Origin of the sequence: Halococcus thailandensis JCM 13552 (genome assembly GCF_000336715.1) — an archaeon.
GTDB classification, from domain to species: domain Archaea; phylum Halobacteriota; class Halobacteria; order Halobacteriales; family Halococcaceae; genus Halococcus; species Halococcus thailandensis.
Map to the genome: position 1 here is coordinate 1 of NZ_AOMF01000038.1, position 1,807 is coordinate 1,807.

1 protein-coding gene and 1 pseudogene are annotated in these 1,807 nt (G+C 54.0%); both read right to left on the reverse strand.

Annotated elements, in window-relative coordinates; translation table 11 throughout:
* Positions 1-582: 582 nt before the first annotated feature.
* A pseudogene (locus C451_RS23470) lies at positions 583-804 on the reverse strand (SLC13 family permease); the annotation flags it as partial.
* The gene (locus C451_RS02195) at positions 801-1,715 is read right to left on the reverse strand and encodes a putative sulfate/molybdate transporter (protein WP_275039310.1); all 915 of its coding nucleotides are present in this window, start codon (positions 1,713-1,715) and stop codon (positions 801-803) included. The gene C451_RS02195 and the pseudogene C451_RS23470, both read right to left, overlap by 4 nt.
* Between the last annotated feature and the right edge of the window lie 92 nt (positions 1,716-1,807).

Genomic DNA, 1,807 nt, shown 5'->3' on the forward strand with positions numbered 1-1,807 from the left:
TGAATCAGTGAGCCCGTCATCTACCTTCAGGAGAATCCGTGCTCGCGTGTTGTCCTCGGATTTCCGTTCACCGGTAGAAATGAACCAGTCAAGCGTATCGCGGTCTTCTTCAGAGAGTTCGACGAGATATTTTTTCGCGCTCATTCCAGTAGTTACGCGCCCAGAGACCATATACCTGTAGGTTCTCGGTTGAAGCTACACTGAGCTACTCATTCAATTCGCACGTTGCGGAGGGCTCACTCGTAGCTAATTTTTCGCGCTGTCAATCAAGCAGTCATCTTTGGTTTCGTTGGCTCTCAGTAACTTACACATTTTGTATTAGTCACCGTGTGATGAGAGATGAGGTAATTATATATAATTAGAGCTTGTGGCGGATAGTAGGCATGGTCTCTGAATTCGATCTTCCGTGCACCAACTGTGGAGGCGAAATTACTCCAGTGGAAGTGCCTGTCGACGGTGATCCAGGAACTGGGTCCGCGATGAAACGCATTGGTGAGTGCGTTGACTGTGGTGCTCGACACTACCCGGAACAGGCGCTTGAAGATCACTCCGAGTAAATCGGTCCGTCGTTGTGATTAGAGGCCAGAAGAATGCGATCCCCACGACCGACACCACGGACAGGTGGAGTTGAAGCGGGGCTTCAATTCTGAAGTAATCCGTGAATGTGTCCCCATCAGGACCGTAGACGAAGAGCTTCGTCTGGTAACCGACGGGGCCGAGAAACGTGGTCGAAGCAGCAAACGGGACCGCCAGTACGAACGCGAACGGGTTCGCATCGATTGCTGTCGCAGCAGCGGCAGTTACCGAAGCCACCGATAGACAAATGCTCCTGCAATGAGTCCGAGCGCGACGTTGACAGTCGCTCCAACAACACCGACACCAACAGTAAGCCACGGCGAGTTTGATTCATGGGTGGCCCGTGAGAGCTCCAGTGCAACGATTCCGAGCAAGATACCCAGTATTGGGAGAGGAAATGCAGTCACAAAAGTCACGCTTGCAAACAACGCGACGATGATGAACCCGAGACCCTGAATAATGTTCGCCCCGCCGGTCCGTGCGCCGAACGTGTGAGCGGCGGCGACGCCATCACACCCGTGACACATCGGAATTCCACCAAGTGGAATCGCGGTGAGGTTCATCAGTCCCATGTTGCGAGTTAATCGGTCAGCTGAAACATCCTGGTCGAACAAATCCGCAATCAGCAACGAGGTGGCGATTGCTGCATTTCCAAGAGTTACCGCGAGTTGAGCGACGATTCCATCAAGCGTACTGAGGGTCAATCCAGTCCCGAACGGCGGTGTTGGTGGAAGACCGGGGACCGACACAGCCGGTGGCCCGGCTGTACTGATTGCAATCGCCCCGCCGACGGCAAATACAACCCCCGCGCTCGCCTTGTAATATCCAAGGGCGAACAAAGCCACAGTAATCACGATGCCGACACCGGCGAGGAGTGGTCCATCGAGTGCGAGAGAAACGCTGGTTTCGAGTAATAAGAGCGCTACAGCGAGCTGCACACCACGTACGACTGGTCTCCCGATCCAGCGTTCAATGGCAGTGACCACGCCAGAGGCACCCAGTGCGATTAAGACAATTCCCAAAACCATACCAGCAACCGCAAGCTCGGAGTACGACACTGAACCCGCAATCGCGAGCCCAGCAAGCGCCTTCATTGGCTCAACTGACAGCGGTATTCCATAGATAACGCCCCAAAGGATCTGCGCTCATCCCGATACATCGTAACACAGCAGTTTCTCGAACCAGTCGTTCGGTGAGTTGAGTTTCAGTCCGAGGAAGCCGAGGTATTTCT